General features: G+C 70.4%; 18 protein-coding genes. 11 read left to right on the top strand and 7 right to left on the bottom strand.

Annotation, left to right across the window (positions count from 1 at the left end):
* Positions 1-28: 28 nt before the first annotated feature.
* A complete protein-coding gene (locus ACZ5WE_RS24875) occupies positions 29-742 on the top strand; it encodes a TetR/AcrR family transcriptional regulator (protein ID WP_467692310.1) in 714 nt (237 codons plus the stop codon).
* 19 nt (positions 743-761) lie between these two features.
* Positions 762-3,047: an arylsulfatase gene (locus ACZ5WE_RS24870; RefSeq protein WP_467692308.1), complete on the top strand. Its 2,286-nt coding sequence runs from the start codon at positions 762-764 to the stop codon at positions 3,045-3,047.
* Between the two features lie 12 nt (positions 3,048-3,059).
* Here ACZ5WE_RS24870 and ACZ5WE_RS24865 read toward each other — a convergent pair whose 3' ends face one another.
* Positions 3,060-3,671, bottom strand: coding sequence for a glyoxalase (locus ACZ5WE_RS24865; protein ID WP_467692306.1), 612 nt, complete (start codon positions 3,669-3,671; stop codon positions 3,060-3,062).
* Between the two features lie 219 nt (positions 3,672-3,890).
* On the opposite strand from ACZ5WE_RS24865, the gene ACZ5WE_RS24860 reads away from it, so the two are divergent.
* A complete protein-coding gene (locus tag ACZ5WE_RS24860; RefSeq protein ID WP_467692304.1) occupies positions 3,891-5,339 on the top strand; it encodes a carbohydrate-binding protein in 1,449 nt (482 codons plus the stop codon).
* 30 nt (positions 5,340-5,369) lie between these two features.
* Here the strand turns inward: ACZ5WE_RS24860 and ACZ5WE_RS24855 are convergent, their stop codons facing one another.
* From ACZ5WE_RS24855 to ACZ5WE_RS24830, 6 genes are all read right to left on the bottom strand, one after another.
* A complete protein-coding gene (locus ACZ5WE_RS24855; RefSeq protein WP_467692303.1) occupies positions 5,370-6,488 on the bottom strand; it encodes a serine hydrolase domain-containing protein in 1,119 nt (372 codons plus the stop codon).
* Positions 6,485-7,408, bottom strand: coding sequence for a DUF6895 family protein (locus tag ACZ5WE_RS24850; protein ID WP_467692301.1), 924 nt, complete (start codon positions 7,406-7,408; stop codon positions 6,485-6,487). The genes ACZ5WE_RS24855 and ACZ5WE_RS24850 overlap by 4 nt, the downstream gene beginning before the upstream one ends.
* On the bottom strand, positions 7,405-8,454 hold the full coding sequence (locus tag ACZ5WE_RS24845) for a DUF6895 family protein (protein WP_467692299.1): 1,050 nt from the start codon (positions 8,452-8,454) through the stop codon (positions 7,405-7,407). The genes ACZ5WE_RS24850 and ACZ5WE_RS24845 overlap by 4 nt, the downstream gene beginning before the upstream one ends.
* Entirely contained in the window at positions 8,451-9,158 is a 708-nt protein-coding gene (locus ACZ5WE_RS24840) for a hypothetical protein (RefSeq protein ID WP_467692297.1), read from the bottom strand. Before ACZ5WE_RS24840 ends, ACZ5WE_RS24845 begins: the two co-directional genes overlap by 4 nt.
* A gap of 11 nt (positions 9,159-9,169) precedes the next feature.
* Positions 9,170-9,352, bottom strand: coding sequence for a hypothetical protein (locus tag ACZ5WE_RS24835; RefSeq protein ID WP_467692295.1), 183 nt, complete (start codon positions 9,350-9,352; stop codon positions 9,170-9,172).
* 309 nt (positions 9,353-9,661) lie between these two features.
* Positions 9,662-10,537: an alpha/beta fold hydrolase gene (locus ACZ5WE_RS24830; protein WP_467692293.1), complete on the bottom strand. Its 876-nt coding sequence runs from the start codon at positions 10,535-10,537 to the stop codon at positions 9,662-9,664.
* A gap of 330 nt (positions 10,538-10,867) precedes the next feature.
* Between ACZ5WE_RS24830 and ACZ5WE_RS24825 the strand changes: the two genes are divergently transcribed.
* The 8 genes from ACZ5WE_RS24825 to ACZ5WE_RS24790 all read left to right on the top strand — a co-directional run bounded on the left by ACZ5WE_RS24825 (position 10,868) and on the right by ACZ5WE_RS24790 (position 16,222).
* Positions 10,868-11,305 (top strand): NfeD family protein, encoded by a 438-nt coding sequence (locus ACZ5WE_RS24825; RefSeq protein ID WP_467692292.1) that lies wholly within the window; start codon positions 10,868-10,870, stop codon positions 11,303-11,305.
* A 29-nt stretch (positions 11,306-11,334) separates the two neighbouring features.
* A complete protein-coding gene (locus ACZ5WE_RS24820) occupies positions 11,335-12,444 on the top strand; it encodes an SPFH domain-containing protein (protein WP_467692291.1) in 1,110 nt (369 codons plus the stop codon).
* A 220-nt stretch (positions 12,445-12,664) separates the two neighbouring features.
* Complete coding sequence (locus ACZ5WE_RS24815) at positions 12,665-13,723, top strand: PucR family transcriptional regulator (protein WP_467692289.1); 1,059 nt, start codon at positions 12,665-12,667, stop codon at positions 13,721-13,723.
* 250 nt (positions 13,724-13,973) lie between these two features.
* Positions 13,974-14,414 carry an aspartate 1-decarboxylase gene (gene panD, locus ACZ5WE_RS24810; protein ID WP_467692288.1) on the top strand — a complete coding sequence of 147 codons (441 nt, stop codon included), beginning with the start codon at positions 13,974-13,976 and terminating at the stop codon, positions 14,412-14,414.
* Positions 14,411-14,758 carry a GNAT family N-acetyltransferase gene (locus tag ACZ5WE_RS24805; protein ID WP_467692286.1) on the top strand — a complete coding sequence of 116 codons (348 nt, stop codon included), beginning with the start codon at positions 14,411-14,413 and terminating at the stop codon, positions 14,756-14,758. The genes panD and ACZ5WE_RS24805 overlap by 4 nt, the downstream gene beginning before the upstream one ends.
* Positions 14,752-15,411, top strand: coding sequence for an aspartate/glutamate racemase family protein (locus ACZ5WE_RS24800; RefSeq protein WP_467692358.1), 660 nt, complete (start codon positions 14,752-14,754; stop codon positions 15,409-15,411). Before ACZ5WE_RS24805 ends, ACZ5WE_RS24800 begins: the two co-directional genes overlap by 7 nt.
* Before the next feature lie 73 nt (positions 15,412-15,484).
* Positions 15,485-15,931, top strand: a complete 447-nt coding sequence (locus ACZ5WE_RS24795) for a nitroreductase family deazaflavin-dependent oxidoreductase (protein WP_467692285.1) — start codon at positions 15,485-15,487, stop codon at positions 15,929-15,931.
* A gap of 96 nt (positions 15,932-16,027) precedes the next feature.
* Complete coding sequence (locus tag ACZ5WE_RS24790) at positions 16,028-16,222, top strand: hypothetical protein (RefSeq protein WP_399393755.1); 195 nt, start codon at positions 16,028-16,030, stop codon at positions 16,220-16,222.
* Positions 16,223-16,253 lie beyond the last annotated feature (31 nt).

The raw sequence follows: 16,253 nt of genomic DNA, 5'->3' as shown, positions 1-16,253 counted from the left end.
AAGGGGCAAGGGTCACACACTGGCCGACGTGACCGATCCCCGCCGGAACCCCGCCCGCACCCGGGTCCGGCTCATCGAGACCGCGGAGCGGCTGTTCGCCGAACGCGGCATCCACGCGGTGTCGCTGCGCGAGATCGCCGCGGCGGCCGACCAGCGCAACACCTCGGCCGTCGCCTACCACTTCGGGGACAAACGCGGCCTGGTCACGGCCGTGTACGCACACCGGCTCGGGCCGACCAACGAAGGCCAACTCGACCGCTTGGCCGTGCTCGACGCGGAAGGGCGCGGCAAGGAACTGCGTGGCCTCGTCGAGGTGTTCGTACGGCCCATGGCCGACCGGATCACCGGGGCGGCGGCCCAGCCTGGCACACCGCCCGACCCGCCCGCACCGCCCAGCTACTTCCTCCGCTTCGTCGCACAGGCCCTGTACGTCGAGGACATCGCGCCGTACGACCTGGCCGCCGAGACCTGGACCCGTGCGCTGCACGACCTGTACGCCCGCATCGACGCCTGCCTCGCCGAGCTCCCAGGCCCGGTCCGCGCCGACCGGTGGCGCGTCTTCGTCGGGCTCACCCTGCACACCCTCGCCGATCACGAACGGGCCCTGCAGCACGGCACGGCCCGTCCGGGAGTCCGCACGGACCTGCTCCTCGCGAACCTCGTCGACGCCGCGGTCGCGGTCCTCACGGCACCCGTACACCCCGCGACGAGCGCCCTGCTGGAGCCCTGGCCCCACTCCTAGTCAACCGGAGGCCCGACCGATGCCCGACCCCTTCCACCCGGGCGATCCACGCCCCGCCCCGAGCGCCCCGGACGTCGTCGTCATCGTCCTCGACGACCTGGGCTTCGCCCAACTCAGCTGCTACGGCTCCGACATGGCCACTCCGCACCTGGACCGCCTCGCCGCCGACGGGCTGCGTCTCAACCGCTTCCACGTCACCGCGATGTGCTCCCCGACCCGCGCCAGTGTGCTGACGGGGCGCAACCACCACGCCGTCGGCATGGGCTTCCTCGTCGACCTGCCGATCGCCCACCCCGGCTACACCGCGCGCCTGCCGAAGTCCGCCGCGCCGCTGCCCCGCGTGCTGCGCGACGCGGGCTACTCCACGCTCGCCGTCGGCAAGTGGCACCTCACCCCCCGCTGGGAGCGCACCGCTTCGGGACCCTTCGACCGCTGGCCGCTCGGCTACGGCTTCGAGCGCTTCTACGGATTCCTGCAGGGCGACACCAACCACTACGCCCCGCACCTGGTGCGCGACAACCACTACACCGAGCCCCCGGCGGGCCCCGACGACGGCTATCACCTCAGCGAGGACCTGGCCGACGCGGCGATCCGCATGATCCTCGACCAGAAACACGCCACCCCCGACAAGCCGTACTTCCTCTACTTCCCGCTCGGCGCGACGCACGCCCCGCACCACGTGCCCCGCGCCTGGAGCGATCCCTGTCGGGGCCGGTACGACCACGGCTGGGAGCAGTGGCGCGAGGAGACGTTCGCCCGGCAGACCGCCATCGGCGTCGTACCGAAGAGCACGGAGCTCTCGCCCCGCCCGCCCTGGATCCAGGACTGGCGGGAGCTGACCGGGGACGAGCGGCGGGTCTTCGCGCGGATGCAGGAGGTGTTCGCCGGATTCCTCACCCACACCGATGCCCAGATCGGCCGCCTGACCGACTTCCTGCGCCGCACCGGACGCCTCGACAACACCCTCGTCCTGGTCCTCTCCGACAACGGGGCCAGCGCTGAGGGCGGCAGCACCGGCACCCTCAACGAACACCGCTTCACGGCCCGTTCGGGCGACAGCACCGCCCGCAACCTCGCCGCGCTCGACGACTGGGGAGGCCCCGCGACCTATCCGCACTACGCCTGGGGCTGGGCCTGGGCGGGCAACACCCCGCTGCGGCTGTGGAAGCGCTACACCTGGCTCGGCGGCACCCGCGCCCCGCTCATCGCCCACTGGCCGCGCCGCGTCCAGGACGCGGGCGCCATCCGTTCCGGGTTCGCGCACGCGGTCGACCTCATGCCGACGATCCTCGACGCGTGCGGGGTCCAGGCACCCACGGAGGTCGACGGTGTGCCCCAGCAGCCGGTCGACGGCCGCAGCCTGCTGCCGGTCTTCGACGATCCGCACACTCAACTGCCAGGCCGGACCCAGTACTTCGAGATGCTGGGATCCCGCTCACTCGTGCACGGCGAGTGGAAGGCGACCACCGACCACGTCTCATCCGGCGTCGCGGACGAGGAACGGCTCCTGCCCGGCAGCCGTGACTTCGCGGCGGACCGCTGGTCGCTGTTCCGGCTCACGGACGACTTCGCGGAGGCGCGCGATGTGGCAGCCGAGCACCCCGACGTCGTACGGAAGCTGGCCGCGCTGTGGGACGAGGAGGCCGCACGCAACCACGTGCTGCCCCTGGACGACCGCATGCAGGAACGCCTCACCGCGATGATCCCGCCCGCCTGGCCGCCGCCCGCCAGCGCGTCGTACGCCCCGGGCGGCGCCCCTGTCCACGACGAGGCGCTGCCCCTGCTCTTCGGCGGATTCACGCTGACGGCCGACGCCGAGGTTCTGGGCGGCACGCCGGCCGCCGGGGTGCTGTGCGCGCTCGGCGACCTCAACGGCGGTTTCGTCCTGTACGCCCAGGAGGGCCGCCTCACCTTCGCCTGCTCCCGCGCCGGGGACCTGGACCGGCTGGTGGCGAACGAGCGGCTCATCGCGGGCCGGCACCGGATGGGCGTGCGGTTCGACGCGGGAAACCGGAGCGGGGGCAATGGAGGCGACGGGAGCTTCAGCCTCCGCGTGGACGGCCGGGATGTCGCGACCGCCCCGCTCGGGGGCCCGTTTCCCTACACCTTCCAGCACGGGGGCGCGGGGCTGTGCATCGGCCACGACCGGGGTCTTTCGGTCGATCCGGGGTACTACCGGCCCCCGTTTCCCTGGCGGGGGACCGTGCACGAGGTCGTCATCGACACCACGTCCGCTCGGTCGGAGGGCAGGACGGCGAAGCCGTCCGCCGACGAGGAACTGCGGGCGGCGCTGCACAGCGACTGACTGCGGCGGCCCTCATGCCGCGGGCTCCCACCTGAATCCGTCCGGGTCGGTGAAGGCACCGGCGTCGCCGCCGATCGTGAGCCGGTGCGACCCGCTGCCCTCCGCCGGGACACCCGCGACCTTGGCAAGCCCGCGACGCCCGTACAGCGACAACTTGACGCGACCCCCCGAGCCGTCGAACTCGACGTACTTGCTGCCGAAGCTCTTCGCGACGGTGAGGCCGCGGTCGACATAGAACCGCTTCGTCGCGGCCATGTCGGAGACGCCCAGCAGAAGAACGATCTCGTCGATCTGCCGGCTGTCCGGGCCGGTGTCCTTCTTCGACGAGCTCGCGAGCTGCCAGACCGTCCCGTCAGGGGCCTGTACGACACCGCCGTAGCCCCACAGGGACTTCTTGGCGGGCTTGATCTCCGTGGCCCCGGCGTTCAGTGCGGCGCCGAACAGGCCGTCGACGATCGATGGCTGCGAGACCACGAGCGACACCGTGAACCCGCGGAACCCGGCCGCCACCGCCTCCGAGCCCCGCAGCCGTACCTGCTTGCCCAGGCCGAAGGCGTCCGTGTAGAAGCGCTCGGCGGCCGTGGGGTCGGCCACCTCAAGGGTGATGCACTCGATGGAAGTCATGGAACTCACGCTAAGCGCGAGCCGGTGACCGGCGCTTCTCGAATCCTGATCGATTACCTGGGGACCAGGTTGGGCCGGGTGGGTCGTTGGTGTGGTCCGTTGCGCCGAACTGGGGGCGCTGGGGAATTTTCTGAGTGGGTGTCGGAAAAGGCTAGGTTTCGGCGTCTTCTTTGTCTCCCCCACCGCCGAACCGGATCTTCCGAGGATGAGGAGTCACCCATGGTTGACAGACGTGCCGACCGACCCGGCCAACCCGTCCGGCCTGCCCGGCTCGCCTGGCTCGTGGTGAGCGTGCTGGGTGCGTTCGCGTTGACGGGGTTGCCGGTGGCTGCTGCTGTCGTACCGTCCGCTCCGACTCCCGCCGCTCCGACTCCGACTCCGCCTGTACCGGCGCCGCAGCCCTCCGGGGCGCCGGCGGCACCATCGGCTGCGCAGACGCTGGGAGCTGACAAGCCGTCGGTGACTTTGCTGAGGGCGCTGCAGCGTGATCTGGGGCTGTCGGGTGGGCAGGCCCGTGAGCGGCTGGTGAACGAGGCGGAGGCGGGGACGCGGGCGGGGCGGCTCCAGAACGCGCTGGGCAAGGACTTCGCGGGCGCTTGGGTGCAGGGCACGACCTCCGCCCGCCTGGTGGTGGCGACCACGGATGCCGCGGATGTGGCTGCGATCAAGGCGGAGGGGGCGCGGGCCAAGGTCGTCAAGCATGGTCTGGGGGAGTTGGAGGCCCTCACGGCGAAGCTGGATGCCGCCGCCGGGGTGGGCGGGGGCCTGGAGACGCCGGTGCGGTATGTCGACGTGCGGGCCAACAAGGCGACGGTGCAGGCGACGAGCAGCGGGGCCGCCGACAAGCTGCTCGCGGCGGCCGGGGTCGACCGGCGGCTCGTGGACGTGAGGGTGTCGGTCGACCGTCCGCGCGCGCTGCACGACGTCCGCGGGGGCGACGCGTACTACATCGACGAGAAAGCTCGTTGTTCGGTGGGGTTCTCGGTGACCAAGGGCGCCCAGCAGGGGTTCGCCAGCGCCGGGCACTGCGGCAAGCCGGGCGCCAAGACCACCGGCTTCAACAAGGTGGCCCAGGGTGCCTTCGAGGCGTCGGTCTTTCCCGGCAAGGACATGTCCTGGGTCAGCGTGAACAGCCAGTGGACCGCCACGCCCCGGGTGAAGGGTGCGGGGACGGCAGATGTGCAGATCGCCGGTTCGGTGCAGGCGCTGGTGGGCGCGGCGGTCTGCCGGTCGGGTTCCACCACCGGCTGGCACTGCGGGACCATCGAGCAGCACGGCACCAGCGTGACCTACGCGGAGGGGGTCATCAAGGGGGTGACCCGTACCACGGTGTGTGCGGAGCCGGGGGATTCGGGCGGCTCGTACCTCTCCGGCACCCAGGCCCAGGGTGTGACTTCCGGGGGCAGCGGGGACTGCAAGAGCGGCGGGGTCACTTTCCATCAGCCGTTGAACCCGCTGCTCAACGAGTTCGGGCTCACGCTGAAGGCCGCCCCCGCCCAGCGCGATCCCAGTACGCAGGAGGCCTCGGGCAGTTGGGGTGCGGGCAAGGTCTATGAGACCGGGGTGCGGGTGACCTACGACGGTGTCACCTATGTCTGCCTGCAGTCGCATCAGGCGCAGGGCGTGTGGCAGCCCGCCCGCACCCCGGCCCTGTGGCAGCGCGTCTGACGGACCGTCCGGCCCGCCCTGCCCGGTGTCTCAGGTGTGTGCGAGCAGGGTGTACGCGGTGGTGACGAAGGTTTCGCGGGCGCGGTAGCGGCGGGTGCAGACGGCGGCCAGGGCCGTTGCGGTGTCGGGCCTGTAGCCCAGGAAGGCTTGCTGGCCGAGGGTGGCTCCGCAGTGGAAGTTGAGGGGGCCGTGTTCGGTGGGGTGTTGGAACCAGGACATGGTGTGCGTCTGCCGGTGCCCCCGGCCGCGCCGCAGGACCGGGCGGCCCACCGCCCGCAGGGCCGCGGCCAGGGTGTGGCCCGCGGGGTCCAGATGGGCTTCGAGGAACGTCAGCAGGTCGTGCGGGGTGGCCCGGACCGCGCCGGCTGCCTGGAATCCGCCGATGGTCAGTGGGGGCGTCGGCGTGACGCTGTCCTTGCGGTGACCGGTGGCGTCCGTGTCAGGCCCGGCGGGGCGCAGGGCGGTGCCGTTCAGCCGCAGGGGCCGCAGCACCTGCCTGGTGAGCAGGTCGTCCCAGGGGGTGGCGGTGGCGGCGGCCAGGGCGTGACCGAGCACGGCGGCACCGAAGTTGGAGTAGTGCCAGCGGGTGCCGGGCCGCCGTGGCGGGCGGCGGCGCAGAAAGGCGTCGATGACGTGCTGGTCCTGATAACCGGCGTAGGGGTTGGTGCGCCAGGTGGGCAGGGCCCGCACGTAGAAGTCGGCGGGCAGGGCGGGCAGGCCGGAGGTGTGGGTGATCAGGTGGGCGAGGGTGGGGGGATCTGGGCCGGGGTCCTTGGCGGGGGCGAGGAGGGCCAGGGCGGGCTCGCCCGCGGAGAGGACGCCGGTCTGCGTCAGGTGGGCCAGCAGCAGGCCGGTGAACGTCTTGGAGGCCGAGCCGATCTCGTAACGCAGCTCGTCGCGGGGGACGGGTGGCGGCGGCGCGGTTCCACCGCGGCGCACCGTGCGCCGGCCGTCGCGTGACAGCGCGAAGACAACATCGGGCGCCCCGACCGCGGCGATCGCGTCATCCAGCAGGCGCACCGTCTCGGCGTCGGCGTCGGCGCCCGCGTCCGCGTCCGCTTGTGCGGGTGCCGGGAGGTGGCGGGGTGGAGGTTCGCCTTCGGTGGTGCTGTGCGGTTCGCCCGGCCAGGGGTCGTGTAGGCGTGTCATGTGGGTGCGGGGTGTGTGAGCTGGGCCAGGGCGCGGGAGGTGGCCAGGACGGAGGCGAAGGCGGCGACGAGTGTGGGGTGGTAGATGAGGTCGAAGAGTTCGTCGGGCTCGCCCTGGGGGATGGTGCGTACGGCGGGCATGGCCCCGTCGGGCTGCTGGGCCGCGGCGAAACCCTCCCAGGCTCGCTCGTCCAGGGTCGGGCGGGGCAGGCAGGCGTCGACGACGAGGAGTTCGCCCAGCAGGTCCCAGCGCTCCAGGTCGAGCCAGTCGTCCAGCCAGGCCGGCAGCCAGGTGGCGAGGTACTCGGCGAGGGGAGCGGGGATGTTGTCGGGGTCCTTGCCCCAGTCGGTGAGGTGGAAGACGGTGTGGGTGATGTCGTAGGCGGTGTGCCCTTCCACGGTCCAGGGTTCGGGGGTACGCCCCAGCCACGTCCGGCCGATGACCTCGGCCTCCGGCGGGCTGGGATCGAGCCCGAAGCGGCGTTGGAACGCGGAGAGCCCGAGGCGGCGTACGGGTGGCATCTCGCGGGCGGCGAAACTTTCCAGCCGCTGGTTGAGCTGGACGATCTGCTCGAAGGCGGGATGGCTGTAACCCAGCTCCTTGAAGGGGAGGTAGACCTCGAAGGGGATGGGGGAGAGGGGCTCGATGTGCTGGCCGCGCACCAGCATCCGGCCGCCGTCCAGCGCGTTGCGCCAGGCATGGTCGAGCAGTTGCCGTGCCAGCTGCGCCTGCCGGGAGCCGGCCACCCCTTCACGGAACAGCACCGCGCAGATGAGGGCCAGTTCGCCGATGGGTTTGAAGCGCTCCAGGAAGCCCACTTCCGGGTCGACGTCCGGCTCCAGTCGAAACCCGTCACGGTGGGTGTGCAGCCACTCCAGGGCGCGGCTCCCGACGGTGTGGATGAGGCGGGTGCTGGTCATCTCGACACTCCTCGTCCCCTCTGCCCGTCCTGCACCTGATGCTTCGGCTGCCCAGGATGCTCGGGCCCCGGATGCCCCGGATGCCCCGGATGCGCGAAGGCGGGGGCCTTCCCGGCCGCCACAGCGGCGGCGCCGGCGTCCTCGTGCAGTGCGTCGGCGGTCAGTACGGCGGCGAACGCTGTCATCAGCGTCGAGTGGTAGCAGCCGAGGAAGTCGTCCGCGGGCGCCCGGCCGTCCCGCCCGGAGCCGACCTCCGGAACGGCTCCGGAGGCGCCCTGCGCTCGGGCGAGTCGTTCCCAGGCGTCTCGCAGCATCGTGCGGTCGGGCGGGCCGGGCAGGCTGCCGGCCACGGCCAGCAGCTCACAGCTCAAATCCCACCGCTCATCCTCCAGGCAGGTGTCCAGCCACGGCGGAAGCCACTGCGACAGGTAGTCGGCGACCTGCGGGGGAACGTCGTGCGGGGCCGCGCCCCAGTCGGTGAGGTGGAAGATCACATGGGTGAGCGTGTAGCCGGCGTCCCCCTCGAACGTCCAGGGCTCCGGCAGGCCGCCGAGCCAGGTGCGCTCAAGCGCCCGCTCCATGCCCTGGTGCTGCCACATGCCGCTGTGGCGCTCGGAGTTGAGGATGCCCAGGCGCCGGTTGGGCTGCTGCTCGGTCACCTGCCAGGAGCGGGTGCGGGTCACCGTCGCGGCGGCCTTCTCGAAGCCGTCGTGGCGCAGCCCTGCCGAGGCGAACGCCGCGTAGATCTCCAACGGGTACGTCGCGAAGGGCTCAAGGCGCTGCAACTGGCACAGGAGGTCGCCCTGCCCGGCCTGCCGCCAGGCGAAGTCCAGCAGATCACACGCCCTCAGATGCAGCGGCGCGGACGGTTCGGTGTGCCGGCCGACGGTGACGCACACATGCGCCAGTTCCCCCAGCGGCTTCCAGGTGAAATTCACGTTGCCGCACTCGGCCAGCGCGTCCTCCCCGAGCGCGAAATCGTCGCGGTGCTCGGACACCCAGGCCAGCGCCGCCTCGGCCACCCCCCGGACATCGCGCGCCCTCACCCCGGCACTCCGGCCCGCATCAGCTGCGCCGCCTCCACCTGCAGCACCACGCGGGGGTCCGCGACCCCCATCTGCGCCACGAACTCAAGTCCCGCCTCAAGACCGAGCGTTCGCGGCACACCGTCGAGCAGGACCAGCCAGCGGCCTGCTCCCGCGGCCTGCAGCCAGTCGCGGCGGCGGACCGCACGCACGAAGCCCCGGGCGACATCCACGGGCCGAGCACGGGCCACCCGGGCTACCGCGCAGTCGGTGCCGGGCACCGCGAGGGGTGCCAGCACGGCGAGTTGATGGGTCAGCACCTGCCACGGGGCGTCCTCGAGCCAGGCCGCACGGGGCTCCGTCCCATGTCCCGGCACGCCGTCGAAGGACGCGTCAAGCTCCGCCAGAGTTCGTTGCATGGCCCAGTGGCTCCACACCGACGTGGGAGAAGCGTCAGCGGGCGGTGGATAGGCTCGCACCGCCTTGCCGAACACGGCGAGGTCGGCGGGTTCCAACGGCGCGCGGCGCAGGACGCCCGGCAGAACGGCATCAGCGCCCACCACCCGCACGGCGGCGAGAGCGAGGCCGTCCGCGGTCACCGCGTCGGACCCGGTCACGCTGTCGGCCAACCGGAATCGGCCCCCGCCCCGAAGAGCGGAGACCAGTTCCGACGTGAGGCCCTGCACCGCGCCCGCCAGAGGCGTCGTAGTGCCTGACTCCTCCATACGAGCCCCCGTCAGGCCTTCTTCGGCCGAGGCGTCGGAGGTGACAACAGCAGGGAGATCGTTCCGCCCGTCAGAGCCAGTGCCGCGCATTCGCGGCTGTCGCGGTAGGAACCGTCGGCCTCAACCGGATCGAGAGCCGCCTCAACGTCCAGAGCTTCAGCCACGTCCTGATCCGTGAATTCGGTGGAAGCCATGCCTCTACCTCTTCCATCATAGAACGCCGGGTTTTCCCACGTAATGGCCGCACGTTTACCGCGCGCACTGCCGGCCGTGGAAACTCAGCGCTTGGATTTCCTTTACCTCACGCGCATTAGAGAATTGCGCGACCAAGGTAAAGCGGTGCATGCTGCACGCCTCTAGACCATTCTCTTCGAGGCGCCCTTATAAGCTTAGACGAACAAGCACGGTGCAGCATCCGCAGGCGATATCTCGTATGCGAACTATCGCGACGTGTACGGGGTTTGGCCGCCGTCGGACGTCGGAGAGCGCGCAGGTCGCGGCCATCAGTCGCCCGTGGTCCGCCAGAACTCGCGCAATGCGCTCACGAGTGCTTCGGGCGCTTCTTCGGCAATGTGGTGGCCGGACTCGATCGGGCCGCCGTCCAGCCGACCGCCCGCCCAGTCGCGCCACACGTCCAGCACGTCGCCATACAGGTCGCACATGTCATCACGGGTGGCCCACAGCACCTGTAGCGGACAGCCGATGCGTCGGCCGGTCTGCTGGTCGGCGTCATCGTGCTCCCGGTCGACGCCCAGACCGGCTCGATAGTCCTCGCACATGGCGTGCACGGTGGCCGGGTCGTGAATGGCACGCCGATAGTCCTCATACGCCTCGGCACCCATCTGTTCGGGAGTGGCCTTGTACCAGGCGTCGGGGTCGGCGTTGATGAGCCGTTCAGCTGGTTTGTCGGTCTGCCCCAGAAAGAACCAGTGCCACCAACTCGCGGCGAAATTCGCGTCGCAGCGTCGCAGTGCCTCGCCGATGGGGACGGCGTCGAGCACGGTGAGGGCTGAGACCATGTCCGGGTGGTCCAGGGCGAGACGGGTGGCTACGTACGCGCCCCGGTCGTGGCCGACCACGGCGAACCGCTCATGCCCCAGGCCCCGCATCAACGCCGAACAGTCCTCTGCCATGGCGCGTTTGGAGTACGGGCGGTGCTCTCCATCGGTGGCTGGTTTCGACGACTGGCCATAGCCTCGCAGGTCGGGGCAGACCACCGTGTGCCCGGCGGCAACGAGGTGCGGTGCGACGCGATGCCACGTCGCGTGAGTGCGTGGATGGCCGTGCAACAACAGCACCGCCGGGCCGCTGCCGCCGTGGCGCACGCGAAGTCGGGCCCCAGCCCCCGCGCGCTGCTCCAGATCGAATCCATCGAACATGTGCGCCCCTCGACGACTCGGACATTGTCGCTCGTCTGCCCCGGATCGGTGAACCCATCCGTGCGCCATGCCTCATGCACCACGTTCAAGTCCAAGATCTAACGCTTGGTCATCTGCACAGGTCAGAGGCGTCGCTGCTGCTTGATTCGCCACGGTCCTTGATTGTTTTCGTGAACGTTCATGATCACGACAGTCATTCAGCTCCCGGTGAGTGTCGCTGCCGATCGGCGTGTACCTCTCAACGATCGCGAACATCAGCTGTCGTCCGTGTTCTGCCTGGCGCTCCGGGAGGTAACTTGGAGGACAAGGCCCCTGAAGGAGGGCGATTCCATGCCGTGGTACGTATGGCTGCTCGCCGCGGGGGTCCTGGGTGTCGCGGAGTTCTTCACTCTGACACTGGTCTTCGGGTTGCTGGCGGGCGCAGCGCTGGTTGCCGCCGTCGTCGCCGGCGTGGGCATCGGCCTACTCGGTCAGCTCGTGGCCCTCGGCGTGGCAGCGGCAGCGGGACTGCTCATCGCCCGCCCTGTCGCGCTGCGGCACATGGCACAGCAACCCCTCATGCGCGACGGCAGTGACGCTCTGGTCGGCAAGCGGGCCGAGGTCTTGCAGGAAGTCACCGCGACCCGAGGCCTGATCAAACTCTCCGGCGAACAGTGGTCCGCACGCGCCCTAGACGAAGGCCTGGTGATCCCGGTGGGAGCACTGGTGGACGTCATGGAGATCGAAGGCGCCACGGCCGTCGTCTACCCCCGCGAACTCCTGCCATGAACGGCTGAACGCACAGCGACGGAGGCATTGTGGATCCCGTTGTCATCCTCATTCTTGTGGCGGCCCTTGTTGTCGTCTTCCTTGTGGCCTCCACCGTGCGGATCGTTCCGCAGGCACGCCGCTACAACATCGAGCGCTTCGGCAGATATCGCCGGACGCTGCAACCGGGCCTGAATCTGGTCCTGCCGGTGGCGGATCGCATCAACACCAAACTCGACGTGCGCGAGCAGGTCTACTCGTCCGACCCCAGACCGGTGATCACTGAGGACAACCTCGTGGTCAACATCGACACTGTGCTCTACTACCAGATCACCGATCCGCGGGCGGCGGCCTACGAGGTTGCCGACTACCTGCAGGCGATCGATCAGCTCACCGTGACCACGCTGCGCAACGTCATCGGCAGCATGGATCTGGAGGGGACGCTCACCGGGCGTGAGGAGATCAACGCCCAGCTGCGTGCCGTCCTCGACGACGCCACCGGCAAGTGGGGCATCCGGGTCAACCGCGTGGAGATCAAGGCCATCGATCCACCGACCACCATCAAGGAAGCGATGGAGAAGCAGATGCGGGCCGAGCGTGACAAGCGCGCGGCCATTCTGCACGCCGAAGGGGAGCGACAAGCCAAAATTCTTACCGCGGAAGGCACGAAGCAGAAGGACATCCTGGAGGCACAGGGCACGCAGCAAGCCATGATCTTGCGGGCGGACGGTGAGGCGAAGGCGGTGGAGCTCGTCTTTCAGTCCGTCCATCGCAACAATGCCGATCCGAAGGTCCTGGCCTACAAGTACCTGGAGACACTGCCGCACTTGGCGAGCAGCGACAACAACACGTTCTGGGTGATCCCGGGGGAGCTGACTGAGGCGGTTCGGACCGTCAGTCGTGCGTTCGGTGATGAGTCGACGCCGGGTGCTCCCAAACCCGCGCAACCTGAGGAACCAGGCACTACCGAGGCCGACGACACGTCGGACGAAAGCCGGATTGCCGGGCTCGACGCAGGCTCGACACTCTCCCTGGACGCTGCCAGGGCTGCCGACGAGGCCGAGAAGCAGGCCGCCGCCGCGGTGAGCGACGCCAAGGCAGAAGCCGAGGCCGCACAGTCGCCCCAGGTGCCGCGCAGGGGGCAGACTTCCGGCAGTTGAGTTCATACGTCCCGAGCGGGACATCAACATGGGCGTAACGTCCCACGCTCCTGACCTGCGGCGCTCCTGACCTGCGGAAACAAGTGCACGATGAACGGACAGCCTGTCCGAATGACGGTGGCGTCACGCTTGCTGGGCCCCCCGACCCCGTCGGTACATGCGCCCCACGCCTGCGCTAGAAAGGCGTGAACGATCCATCAAGAGGAGCCTGGGGGCGGACATGGCGGGGCAGGACATACCGGAGAAGTATCTGGACGGGTACGCCCGCATCCTCGCGGACGCCTCCGCGACCGGCCGCCGTCTCACCCGTGACGAGATCGAATCGCGCCGCCTCCTGGGCGAACGCGCGGCCGAGGCCGGACTCGGACTGCGTTCCCTGGTGGTGACCCACCTGACCGAGACCCGCGTGAACTGGCCGGGCGCCATCGCCTCGGCCGACAGCGTGCTCGCCGTCGCCACCCAGGTCATCGACGCCTTCGCGGAAGGCTATGAGCGGGCCCAGCGGGTCGCCGTACGCCAAGAGGAGGCCGCACGCCGGGAGTTCATCGATGACCTGCTCTACGGCCGCAGCGATCTGGGCCTGCTGGCCGAGCGCGCCGAACGCTTCGGGCTCCGCCTGTCCTACGAACACGCCGTCGCCGTGGCCCAGGGAGAGGCTGCCTACGAAGACGGCGACGCGGTGCCCCGTGAGGTCGAGCGCGCCCTGATCGGCCGGTTCGGTGACCGCAGCATCCTGCTCACCACCAAGGACGGGCGTCTGATCTGCATCGCCCCCGGTGACCAGGAGGACGTCCTGGCCTACTTCGCCAAGCAGGCGTACGCGGCCACTGACGGCGGGCGCGTCGCCCTGGGCCGCCCGCGGCCAGGCCCGGGCGGCGTCGTTCACTCGTACGAGGAAGCGCTCAATGCCCTGGATCTGGCGGAGCGCCTGGAGCTCGACGCACCCGTGCTGCACGCCGCCGACCTCCTCGTCTACCCCGTGCTCACCCGCGATCGGCAGGCCATGGCCGACCTGGTGCTCAACACCCTCGGCCCGTTGCGGACGGCCCGCGGCGGTGCGGAGCCACTCATCGACACCCTCACCGCCTACTTCGACTCGGGCTGTGTCGCAGCGGAGGCGGCCCGGCGCCTCTCGCTGAGCGTGCGCGCGTTCACCTACCGCCTGTCCCGCATCCATGGGCTCACCGGCGCCGACCCGGCCGACCCCGTGCACCGCTACACGCTGCAGACCGCGGTGATCGGCGCGCGACTTCTGGGTTGGCCGGGCGTGCAGTTCTGACGGAGTCAGCCACAACGGGCACCCAGCGGCTGTTTCTGCACCGCGTCCTTGACGCGAAGAACGGAGAGAAAGGGCCGTTTCTCGCTCCCGGTCCAATGCCTGACGGGTCATCAGGAAAGTCGGCGATCAGTCGGCGTGAGTCCTGAAAACCTGCGGAACGCTACCCGAACACGCGACACGTTGTACGCTGAGGAAACAGCCCTTGACCTGCAATAAAGCAGGCAGGGAGCCTACCTCCCGGAGTGCCTTCATGCTGCGCACCATGTTCAAGTCCAAGATCCACCGCGCAACGGTGACCCAGGCGAACCTGCACTACGTAGGCTCCGTCACCATCGACGCCGACCTCCTCGACGCCGCCGACCTGCTGCCCGGCGAGCTCGTGCACATCGTCGACATCACCAACGGCGCCCGCCTGGAGACGTACACCATCGAGGGCGCACGCGGCAGCGGCGTCATCGGCATCAACGGAGCGGCCGCCCACCTCGTACACCCCGGCGACAGGGTGATCATCATCAGCTACGCCCAGGTCGACGACGTCGAGGCACGCACCCTGCGGCCCAAGGTCGTGCACGTCGACGGCGAGGACAACCGCATCGTGGCCCTCGGCGACGACGCGGCCGCGCCGGTACCGGGCGCCGACGACATGGCGCGCAGCCCACAGGCGGTGCGAGACCTCCAGGAGAGCCGATGAGCAGTGGGATCGAGATCCGCGACGACCGGGCGCGCGGCGCCATCAAGGCGCTCACGGACGGTGAAGTCGTCGGTCAGATCGTCTACTTCACGCTGGACGCCCCCGAGTCCGCCCTGGTGCCGGTACACACCGAAGTGGTGGCGGCACACGAGGGTGAGGGCATCGCGGGGTCGCTGGCCAGGGAGCTGTACGCGAGGGCGGCGCGGGAAGGCGTCGCCGTCGCGCCCCTGTGCCCGTACGTCGTGAAGTGGGCCGAGCAGCACCCCGAGGAGGCGCCCGTCCCCTCCGGCAAGCTGGTGAGCGCGGCCCTGGACAAGGTGAAGTGGGACCCCGCCGCATGGTGAGCGCGACGCTCGCCCTGCTGCACACCTCGCCCGTCCACGTCCCCGTCTTCGAAGGGCTGCGGGACCAGGACCATCCGGGGTTCGCCCTGCGGCACCTCGTCCACGAGGATCTGCTCGCGCGGGCCCGTGCCGAGGGTCCTGACGCGGTGGCCGACGACATCCAGGAGCTGCTGGTGCGGACCGTCGCCGAGGGGGCGGGCGTCGTGCTCTGCACCTGCTCGACGATCGGCGCCGTCACCGAGGCCCGCGCCGCAGCCGTCGGCGTTCCTCTCGTGCGGGTCGACCGGCCCATGGCGGCCGCCGCCGTCGCCGCGGGGCGGTCCGTGGCAGGCGTCGCCACCCTGGAGAGCACTCTGGCGCCCACCCGCGCACTGGTAGAGGAGGAGGCCGCCCGCGCGGGGCGGCCCGTCGACGTCACGACGGTCCTGGTGGCAGGCGCCTGGGAGCGGTTCGAGGCCGGCGACAGGGAAGGCCACGTACGCCTGATCGCGGCTGCCGTCGACGCCCTGGACGGCGTTGACTCCGTCGTCCTCGCCCAAGCGTCCATGGCGGACGCGGCGGACCGTGCCACCCTGCCCGTGCCGGTCATCTCCAGTCCCCGCCCCGGACTGCGCGCGGCAGTCGCCCGGTGTGACGCGAGGGTCAAGTCGTAGGCTGGCCGCGGGAGATGGGTGATTGCTCATCTCCCGCGTACCCCTTCGACTTTCACACTTCACAGGAGCGGACATGGCGCAGCAGGGCGAGGAAGCCGTGATCAGTCCCACCGGCTGGGTGGCCGACCAGGCCCGTCTTTACGAGGAGTCGGGCGGCACGAAGGGCACCGGGGTGCAGGGTGTCCCCTGCCTGCTGCTCGACTACCGCGGACGGCGCACGGGGCAGTTGCGCCGCACCGTGCTGATCTACGGCCGCGACGGCGACGACTACCTCATCGTGGCCTCCAACGGCGGCGCCGACGAGCACCCCCTGTGGTACCGCAACCTCGTCGATGCGCCCGACGTACGGCTCCGCGTGGGCACGGAGGAGCGGTTCGACGCCCGCGCCGAGACCTTGTCGGCCGAGGACAAGGCCAGGGTGTGGCCGGGCCTCGTGGACCTCTTCGCCCCCTACGCGGACTATCAGGCCAAGACGGATCGCGACATCCCCGTCATGCGGCTCAGGCGCACCCAGGACTGAGGTCGGACGGCTCCAGGACGCGTGGACTCGGCAGGCGTGGGCACGCGAGGCGGGAGAGAGTGGACACGACCGATCTCCGACCCTGATGGAGGAGACATGACCGTCCCGTACCCCGACCCCACGCCACCCAGCCCGATCCCCGACCCGGGCGGCCCCAATCCGATGCCGGACCCCGAGCGCCCCACGCCGGGTCCAGGCCCCGGCCCCGTGCCGCGGCCCACGCCGGACCCGCCGCCGACCCCGCTCCCGCCGCCGGGACCGGAGCCCGAGACGGAGCCGAAGCCGGTCTGACGGCGGGGCGGGCCGACAGGCGCTGAGCCTG

The organism is Streptomyces sp. NPDC033180 (genome assembly GCF_055577645.1).
This window is presented reverse-complemented; position numbering and strand designations above follow the sequence as displayed.

Excerpts from the sequence above, each read along its gene's own strand:
- ACZ5WE_RS24815 (WP_467692289.1), top strand. The coding sequence starts at position 12,665 with ATGGCGGGGCAGGACATACCGGAGAAGTATCTGGACGGGTACGCCCGC.
- ACZ5WE_RS24830 (WP_467692293.1), bottom strand. The coding sequence starts at position 10,537 with ATGTTCGATGGATTCGATCTGGAGCAGCGCGCGGGGGCTGGGGCCCGA.
- ACZ5WE_RS24855 (WP_467692303.1), bottom strand. The coding sequence starts at position 6,488 with ATGACACGCCTACACGACCCCTGGCCGGGCGAACCGCACAGCACCACC.
- ACZ5WE_RS24870 (WP_467692308.1), top strand. The coding sequence starts at position 762 with ATGCCCGACCCCTTCCACCCGGGCGATCCACGCCCCGCCCCGAGCGCC.
- ACZ5WE_RS24840 (WP_467692297.1), bottom strand. The coding sequence starts at position 9,158 with ATGGAGGAGTCAGGCACTACGACGCCTCTGGCGGGCGCGGTGCAGGGC.
- ACZ5WE_RS24825 (WP_467692292.1), top strand. The coding sequence starts at position 10,868 with ATGCCGTGGTACGTATGGCTGCTCGCCGCGGGGGTCCTGGGTGTCGCG.
- ACZ5WE_RS24860 (WP_467692304.1), top strand. The coding sequence starts at position 3,891 with ATGGTTGACAGACGTGCCGACCGACCCGGCCAACCCGTCCGGCCTGCC.
- ACZ5WE_RS24865 (WP_467692306.1), bottom strand. The coding sequence starts at position 3,671 with ATGACTTCCATCGAGTGCATCACCCTTGAGGTGGCCGACCCCACGGCC.
- ACZ5WE_RS24850 (WP_467692301.1), bottom strand. The coding sequence starts at position 7,408 with ATGACCAGCACCCGCCTCATCCACACCGTCGGGAGCCGCGCCCTGGAG.
- panD (WP_467692288.1), top strand. The coding sequence starts at position 13,974 with ATGCTGCGCACCATGTTCAAGTCCAAGATCCACCGCGCAACGGTGACC.
- ACZ5WE_RS24805 (WP_467692286.1), top strand. The coding sequence starts at position 14,411 with ATGAGCAGTGGGATCGAGATCCGCGACGACCGGGCGCGCGGCGCCATC.
- ACZ5WE_RS24790 (WP_399393755.1), top strand. The coding sequence starts at position 16,028 with ATGACCGTCCCGTACCCCGACCCCACGCCACCCAGCCCGATCCCCGAC.
- ACZ5WE_RS24835 (WP_467692295.1), bottom strand. The coding sequence starts at position 9,352 with ATGGCTTCCACCGAATTCACGGATCAGGACGTGGCTGAAGCTCTGGAC.
- ACZ5WE_RS24800 (WP_467692358.1), top strand. The coding sequence starts at position 14,752 with ATGGTGAGCGCGACGCTCGCCCTGCTGCACACCTCGCCCGTCCACGTC.
- ACZ5WE_RS24795 (WP_467692285.1), top strand. The coding sequence starts at position 15,485 with ATGGCGCAGCAGGGCGAGGAAGCCGTGATCAGTCCCACCGGCTGGGTG.